The 513-nt window shown below is 69.6% G+C and carries 1 pseudogene; it reads left to right on the top strand.

Annotated features, from left to right (window positions below):
* Positions 1-513: pseudogene (locus tag PUR56_RS10915) on the top strand (beta-xylosidase); the annotation flags it as partial.

Below are 513 nucleotides of genomic sequence, written 5' to 3'. Positions count from 1 at the left end.
GTGGAACGGCGAGTCCCGCGAGGCCCCGGCGATGTTCAAGCGCGACGGCGTCTACTTCCTGCTGACCTCCGGTGCCACCGGCTGGGCCCCCAACCAGCAGAAGTACGCGACCGCCGACAGCATCACCGGGTCCTGGAGCGGCCTGAACGACGCGGGCGACGGGATCACCTACCACACCCAGACCACCTTCGTCCTGCCGGTGGAGGGCAGCCAGGGCACCAGCTACCTCTACATGGGAGACCGCTGGGGCAACTCCACGGGCGGCACGGTCAACGACTCGCAGTACGTGTGGCTGCCGCTCGCCTTCCCCACCGCGACAACCCTGACCCTCGGCTACTCGCCGCAGATCACGCTGGACGCGGACGCGGGTCACGTCACCCCGCTCCACGCGACCTGGCAGCAGCTGGTCGGCCGGCAGAGCGGCAAGTGCGTCGACGTCGGCGACTACTCCTTCGCCGAGACCGCCCGGCTCCTCCAGTGGGGCTGCGGCAACGGCGCCAACCAGAACTTCTC

The sequence above is a fragment of the Streptomyces sp. BE303 genome (assembly GCF_036290945.1).
Lineage (GTDB): Bacteria > Actinomycetota > Actinomycetes > Streptomycetales > Streptomycetaceae > Kitasatospora.
Note: the sequence above shows the minus strand (reverse complement) of the source record. Positions and strands in the feature narration are given on the sequence as shown.